At 71.0% G+C, this 6538-nt stretch carries 5 protein-coding genes and 1 pseudogene; 2 read left to right on the plus strand and 4 right to left on the minus strand.

Annotation, left to right across the window (positions count from 1 at the left end):
• Positions 1–41: 41 nt before the first annotated feature.
• Both AADR41_RS29930 and AADR41_RS29935 read right to left on the minus strand, forming a co-directional pair.
• Positions 42–2159 (minus strand): HYR domain-containing protein, encoded by a 2118-nt coding sequence (locus tag AADR41_RS29930; RefSeq protein WP_342284596.1) that lies wholly within the window; start codon positions 2157–2159, stop codon positions 42–44.
• A gap of 258 nt (positions 2160–2417) precedes the next feature.
• Entirely contained in the window at positions 2418–3044 is a 627-nt protein-coding gene (locus tag AADR41_RS29935) for a helix-turn-helix transcriptional regulator (RefSeq protein ID WP_342284598.1), read from the minus strand.
• 210 nt (positions 3045–3254) lie between these two features.
• On the opposite strand from AADR41_RS29935, the gene AADR41_RS29940 reads away from it, so the two are divergent.
• The gene (locus AADR41_RS29940; RefSeq protein ID WP_342284600.1) at positions 3255–4574 is read left to right on the plus strand and encodes a COG1470 family protein; all 1320 of its coding nucleotides are present in this window, start codon (positions 3255–3257) and stop codon (positions 4572–4574) included.
• A gap of 79 nt (positions 4575–4653) precedes the next feature.
• Here AADR41_RS29940 and AADR41_RS29945 read toward each other — a convergent pair whose 3' ends face one another.
• Positions 4654–5466, minus strand: coding sequence for an eCIS core domain-containing protein (locus tag AADR41_RS29945; protein WP_342284602.1), 813 nt, complete (start codon positions 5464–5466; stop codon positions 4654–4656).
• A 211-nt stretch (positions 5467–5677) separates the two neighbouring features.
• On the opposite strand from AADR41_RS29945, the gene AADR41_RS29950 reads away from it, so the two are divergent.
• The gene (locus AADR41_RS29950) at positions 5678–6325 is read left to right on the plus strand and encodes an HhH-GPD-type base excision DNA repair protein (RefSeq protein WP_342284603.1); all 648 of its coding nucleotides are present in this window, start codon (positions 5678–5680) and stop codon (positions 6323–6325) included.
• A gap of 43 nt (positions 6326–6368) precedes the next feature.
• On the opposite strand, the pseudogene AADR41_RS29955 reads toward AADR41_RS29950, so the two are convergent.
• A pseudogene (locus tag AADR41_RS29955) lies at positions 6369–6538 on the minus strand (helicase HerA-like domain-containing protein); the annotation flags it as partial.

Below are 6538 nucleotides of genomic sequence, written 5' to 3' on the forward strand. Positions count from 1 at the left end.
GTCATCGGACCTGTGGTCATCCGCCCTGTGGTCACCGGTGCTCATGCGCGGCCCGCGAAGTCCGGTGGCTGGAGATTCCTCTGCACCACCAGGACCGGTTTCTTCAGCCGGGCGAGGTCGCGCGAGTCCGCCCGCAGCTCGCGCGGGCCCAGCTTGTCCTTGCGCAGGACCAGGACCTGGACCTCGAAGGTGCCGTCGCGCCCCACCGTGGCCGTCGCTCCGCCGGGGGTGATCCCGATGTTCCACGTGAAACGTACGGTCGCGCCCGGCGGATAGTCCTTGCCGCGGGCCAGCACCGGCTGTCCCGGCTTGGCGACCTGCGGAGTGACGGTCAGCGAGGGCTTCAGGACGCGCAGCCGGTCGGTGTCCTGGTTGTTGGCGCTCCGGCGGTCCGGCAACGTGCCACGCACGGTGGCCCGTACGTCCCCGGTGATCGCCGCACGGTACGTACCGGTCTGAGTCACCTCGATGCGGCCGCCGGCCGGAATGGTGCACGGTTTCGCCGTCGTGCAACGGGTCAGGGCGGGCAGGCTGCGGTCCTTGCCCTTGGACGGTTTCGGCCAGCTGGAGCCGATGACCACTCCGGTCGCCGGGTCCGGACCGGCGTTGGTGACGGTGAACCGCGCACGGGCCGGGCGGCCGGTGTACGTACGGTCGGGGCTGACGTCGACCTTCATCGCCACATCCGCCGAGGGCGGGACGGGGGCCTCCAACACCTCGATCTCCGCCGTGTCCGTCCCCGTGTTGCCCGCCGAGTCGGTCGCCGAGCAGGTCACCGTGGTGCGGCCGACCGGGAAGAGCGAACCGGAGGCAGGCGCGCAGGTCACCGGGAGCGTGCCATCGGTGGCGTCCTGGGCGGTGGCGGCGTACGTCACGCGCGCGCCCTTCTTGTCCTTGGCCCGGACGGTCAGATCGTCCACGGTGACGGCGGGCGCGTCGATGTCGTTCACATCGATGCGGATCTGCTCCTGGAAGTCCGGATCGGCAGCCGCGGACGGCCCGATCGTCTCCGTTCCGGGCACCTGGGTACCCATCAGGAACTGAACCGTGCAGGTCAGGGTGGTGCCTTGCGGCGCATCCGCGGCGACGTCGATGTTCTCCGCGAACGAAGCGGTGTCGCCGCTCGTCACGCTGCGGGTGGGGGGATCCAGGGCGACGGTCAGAGACGGGTCGCAGTTGTCGAGGCGGTAACCGACCGTGGTGGGAAGGTTGTTGAAGCCCTCGGCGATCGCCTCCGCGACCTTGTCCCCGTCGATCCCCTCCAGCAGACGTCCGTTGGTGGCATTGATGATGCGGGTGGCCTGGTCGGGAGTGGTGAGCGGATCCTCCACGTACTCGGGATCGCCGGCATCGCCATTTCCGTTCAGACCGTCGCCGATCTTGCTCGCCACGTCGACACCGATCACCCGGACGCTCCGGTCCTGAAGATCGAAAATCGTGTCGTCGATGCTGTGCCCATTGCTCGGGGCGTGGCTGGAAGCATCGCCGACCAGCACGATGACCGGACTCGCCCCGTCACGGAAAACCGTCTGGCCACCGGCACCGTTGGCGATCTGCCACAGCCCGTTGATCCAGTCCTCTGACGGGCCCCGGCTCTTGCCGCCCAACGCGGTGTCCAGTCTGTCGACACCCGCCTGCACCGCTTCGAGATCGTCCGTCAGCCCCTGGAGCACACTGAAACCGGCATTGACGTCGCCCTCCTGGTCACCGAACGTGGCCACGGCGAACCGGGAGTCGGGCTGTTCCGCGAGGATCTTGTCGGTGATCTTGGGCAGGTTCTCCTGCACGCTCTTGATCGGGTCGGCCATGCTGGCGGTGCCGTCCACCAGCAGGATCACATCCGGCCTGGGCGGGATCGCCGGCGTACGCACCTGCTTGGCCACGCCGGTGGAACCGCCCGGGTCGACCGCGTCGGTGAACTCGGCCGGAGTGACCCAGGGTTCGGGCACCGCCACCGACGGCGCCCCGGACGTGACGGCTGAACCGGGGGCCACGCCACTGACCACGAGAAGCAGGGCGAGGGCGGGGATCCGGAGCGCGGTGAGGGTGCGGCGCGAGGCGGACGACCGGGGACGGACCGCCCGGCCCGGCCTGGCCGGCCACGTCCGCGCACCCCGCGCCACCCACGGCACCCGCCGAAGCGGCTGGAACCAGCGCACGGAAGTCCTCCCCCACCCTAGGCCGATCGGCACACCGGACGTCAGGGTCCTGCACGGGCGGCGGACGCACAGCGGTGCGGGAGTCACATCCTCGGGAAGCCCCCACTGCCCGAAAGTGCATCCGGGCCCCTGCCGAGGCGACGTACGCGTCGCCGCGGGAAGACTCAGACCAGCCCCTGGCGAGGCGACGCACCCACCAACGCGGAAAGGCTCAGACGAGCCCCCACCCAGGCAACGCACCCACCAACGCGGAAAGGCTCAGATCAGCCCCTGCCGCATCGCGTACGCCACCGCGTGCGACCGGTTCCGCAGCTGGAGCCTGGTCATCACCGAGTGCAGCACGTTCTTTATGGTGCGCTCGGAGTAGGCGAGCTTCGTCGCGATGTCCGCGGTGTCGTACCCCTCCGCGACCAGCCTGAGCACATCCACCTCGCGTGCCGCGAGACCGGTGAAGTGCAGACCGCGCGGACCGAGCACCTGCCCCTGGAGGCGGCCCACCTCCTCCAGCAGCCGTCCCAGCAGGTCGGACGGGAGATGGCCCTCGCCCCGCGCCACCGTCCCGATGACCTGCACCAGATGCTCCGGAGTCGCGTCGGAGCGCCTGACCACACCGGCGACACCGCACTCCGCGGCACTCACCAGCTTCTGCTCGTCGATGTCCGTGGTGACCAGAACGGTACGTGAGGTGCTGGTGCGCTGGATGTGACGCAGCATCGTCAACACCGCCTCGTCGACCGCGTCCACGACGACGACCACGATCCTGGGAGAGGCGTCGCCCTCCCCCCACTCCGTGACGCTGACCTCGGGCCGGGTCCGTAACTGACTGGCCACGCCCGCTTGCGAGATCGGATCCTGAGCCCGTAATGCAACAGTGATGCGCTCCATGGCAATGCTCCCCCTGGGCAACAGCCGATGGCGTCGCAGCGAACACAACCAACACGGCTGTTTTCGTATGCCTCACTCTTCTGAGGCGGTCAAAAGATGCCCGCGTATCCCTACAGGGAAACAAAAAGGCCGATCCGGGCACAGAATCTGCCCGGAAGTGTTCCTCCACGGCCGATGCCGGCGTTCAACGGCGAACCTACGTTGCCGCCTATGAGTCTCACGGCAAGCCTCGACGATTCGTCCGTCACTGCCGCACCGGGCGAGGAGACGGCCCTCCCTCTGCGGATCCTCAACTCCGGCAGCACCGTCGAGGAGTACCGCTTCGAGGTGGTCGGCGCCTGTGCCGCCTGGTCGACGGTCGAGCCGGCGGCTCTCTCCCTGTATCCGGGCGACTCGCAGACGGTCTCCCTCGTACTGCGTCCGCCCCGGGACTCGACCGTACTCGCGGGGGACACGCCCTTCGGGATACGCGTGGTGCCGACCAGCGAACAGGGCGACACGGTGGTGCCCGAAGGGCGGGTGACCGTTCTTCCCTTCACCGAGACGACCGCCGAACTGGTGCCGCGCAGCTCGCACGGGGCCTGGCGCGGCAAGCACCAGCTCGCCGTCGACAACCGGGGCAACGCTCCGGTCACCGTACGGCTGGGGGCCCAGTCGGGCACGGAGCGGGCACAGGTCTCGTTCGCCGAGGACACACTGCTGATCGCGCCCGGCCGGGCGGATTTCGGGAAGGTCCGCATCCGGCCCGCCAAGCGCGTGTGGCGCGGCATCCCGGTCACGCACCCCTTCCAGCTGGCCGCCACCCCGGACGTGGCCGAGGGCCAGGCCCCGATCGCACCGGTGGTCGTGGACGGCACGTACCAGCAGGAACCGATCCTGCCGCGCTGGCTCCCCCGCGCGCTGATCACCGCGGCCGTGCTGCTGATCGCGCTGGTGGGACTCTGGTACGCGCTGCTGCGCCCGGCCGTGAAGTCGGCGGCCCGGGAGGCGATCACCCCGGACGCGGTACGGTCCGCCGCCGCGGCCGACAAGAGCAAGGCGCCCGAGAAGGGGTCCTCGGCCGGCGCCTCGGGCGGCGGTGACTCCTCCGGGGCGAACGGGGGCTCGCCGAAGCCCAGCCCCTCACCGAGCGCCGGCACGGACTCCGGTGCCTCGGCGGCGGCGCCGACCAGTGCACAGGTGCAGGTCAGAGACTCGGTGGGCGGCGGGTCGAACACCGAGACGGCGCTCCAGGTGCCCGGCGGCCACACGTTCCAGCTGACCGACATCGTGGTCCAGAACCCGCAGGGCGACGCGGGAACGCTCGTGGTCTCCTCGGGACGGGACGCGCCCGTGCTCCGGCTGGCGCTGGAGAACTTCCGCGACTCCGACTACCACTTCGTCACGCCGATCCTGGTGCTCGGCGGCGGCCAGGTCACGCTGACGGTGGACTGCCGGAAGGTCGGCGAGCCGGTGAACGCGCCGACGCCTTCGCGCTGCTCGGAGTCGCTGTTCCTGGGCGGCACGATGAAGACGGAATCGGCGGACTGACGCGGCGGGGCGGGACGGGACGGTGCCCCTGGCGGAGCCCCGCCCCACCAGGGGCGCCGTCGAGGGCCCGCCCCGTCCCTCACTCCGGCGGAGCCTCTTCCTCCTCCTCGTCCCCCTCCTTCGCGCGCTGCACGAACGAGCCCTGCACATCGGCGGGTTGCTCGTCCTCGTCCTCCGTCGCGGCCCGCTGCACGGACGCCGCCGAAGCCGGGGCGGGGGCCGGATCCGAAACGGGGGCCGACGCCGGAGCCGGATCCGACAGCACCCGGTCGGCGTTCGCGACGGCCTCCCGCTCGAACCGGTCGGACGGATCGCTCACCCGGATCCCGCCCGCCGCCTCCGTGCCCTCCACCGGGCCGTTGCGCTGCTGGATCACATGGGTCAGCTCATGGGCCAGCGTGGTGCGGCCCTGCGGCGAGGACGGGTCGTAGGCGTCCCGCTGGAAGACCACGTTGTTGCCGACGGTGTACGCGTGCGCCCCCACGCCCTTCGCGGACTCGTGGGCGGCGGAGTCCGTGTGGATGCGTACGTCGGAGAAGTCCGCCCCCATCCGCCCCTCCAGATCGGCGCGGGTGTCGGCGTCCAGCGGTTTCCCGCCCCCCGACGAGACCACGTCGTGCACGGGGGAGCGCTCTTCCTCCTCCTTGCGCTGGAGCATCGACCCCACGGCGCTGTTTCCGACCGCCCGTTGGAGCACGCTCATGCCCCCGGCCCCGACCACATCGGGCCGCCCGGCGGCCGCCGCACGGTAGAGGTGCGGGGTGTCCGCCGGCTCCCGTCCCCCGGACGGCCGCGACACGTGCACCGGCTCGTCGAGCTCATGCCGGTGCCCGTGGTCCCGCTCGTGGTCGTGGTCGTGTTCCTGGTCCCATTCCGGTGCGTGCATCGTCATCTCTCCCCTGACCGCGCCCCGGTCGAGGCGCGTCGTGATGGCCTCACCACTCCACCTTCACGACGCCGCACTGCCCCGTCCAGCCCGGACCCCGCCGGCCGCGGGCAGCCGCCGCTGCCCCTTCGGGCACCCGCCCCGTCCGTACGGCAAACGGCTGCACCGGCGGGCAGTGCGGTGGCCGGGCAGCACCGCCGTCGGGATGATCGAAGGCATGACCGAGAGCAACGCGGCCGAGAACAGCACGGCCGGGAGCAACGAGGACCGGCACATCACCCTGCGGATCGCCCAGGAGCCGCAGGCGGACGAGCTCCTCGCGCGCAGCCCGCTCGCCGCTCTGGTGGGCATGCTGCTGGATCAGCAGGTGCCGATGGAATGGGCCTTCACCGGCCCGTACTCGCTGGCGCAGCGGATGGGCGGGGACGATCTGGACGCCCATGAGATCGCCGCCTACGACCCGGAGGCGTTCGCCGGGCTCTTCACCACGAAGCCCGCCCTGCACCGCTACCCCGGCTCCATGGCCAAGCGGGTCCAGCAGCTGTGCCAGTACCTGGTCGCGGAGTACGACGGCGACGCGAGCGCGGTATGGGCCGACGTACCCGACGGGGCCGAACTGCGTGAACGGCTGAACGCGCTGCCCGGATTCGGCACCCAGAAGGCCCAGATCTTCCTGGCGCTGCTGGGCAAGCAGTTCGGAGTACGGCCGAAGGGCTGGCGAGAGGCCGCCGGTCCGTACGGGGAGGCCGGCTCGCACCGGTCGGTCGCCGACATCACCGGCCCGGAATCACTCGCCGAGGTCCGCGCGTTCAAGCAGCACGCGAAGCAGGCGGCCAAGGCAGCCAAACGCGCCGCCGACCAGTGACCCCCGGCCCGTCCTCCGCTACCGTCCGCCCTTGCCGCCGCCCCTACCGCCTGCGGCGGGCCGTACCGAAGAGCGAACGCGAGATCTCCCGGCCCAGCTGCGTACCGACGGACCGGGCCAGCGACCGGAACATCCCACTCCGCACCGCCTGCTCGACCAGCGAGGCGTCCTCCTCGGCCGCCTTCTTCCCACCTCCACCGCCGGGCCCGTGCC

Origin of the sequence: Streptomyces sp. CLV115 (assembly GCF_038448545.1) — a bacterium.
Classification (GTDB): Bacteria; Actinomycetota; Actinomycetes; order Streptomycetales; family Streptomycetaceae; genus Streptomyces; species Streptomyces sanglieri.

What these genes read in the sequence shown, in the direction of transcription:
- AADR41_RS29940 (WP_342284600.1), top strand. Translation starts at nt 3,255, where the DNA reads ATGAGTCTCACGGCAAGCCTCGACGATTCGTCCGTCACTGCCGCACCG.
- AADR41_RS29935 (WP_342284598.1), bottom strand. Translation starts at nt 3,044, where the DNA reads ATGGAGCGCATCACTGTTGCATTACGGGCTCAGGATCCGATCTCGCAA.
- AADR41_RS29945 (WP_342284602.1), bottom strand. Translation starts at nt 5,466, where the DNA reads ATGACGATGCACGCACCGGAATGGGACCAGGAACACGACCACGACCAC.
- AADR41_RS29950 (WP_342284603.1), top strand. Translation starts at nt 5,678, where the DNA reads ATGACCGAGAGCAACGCGGCCGAGAACAGCACGGCCGGGAGCAACGAG.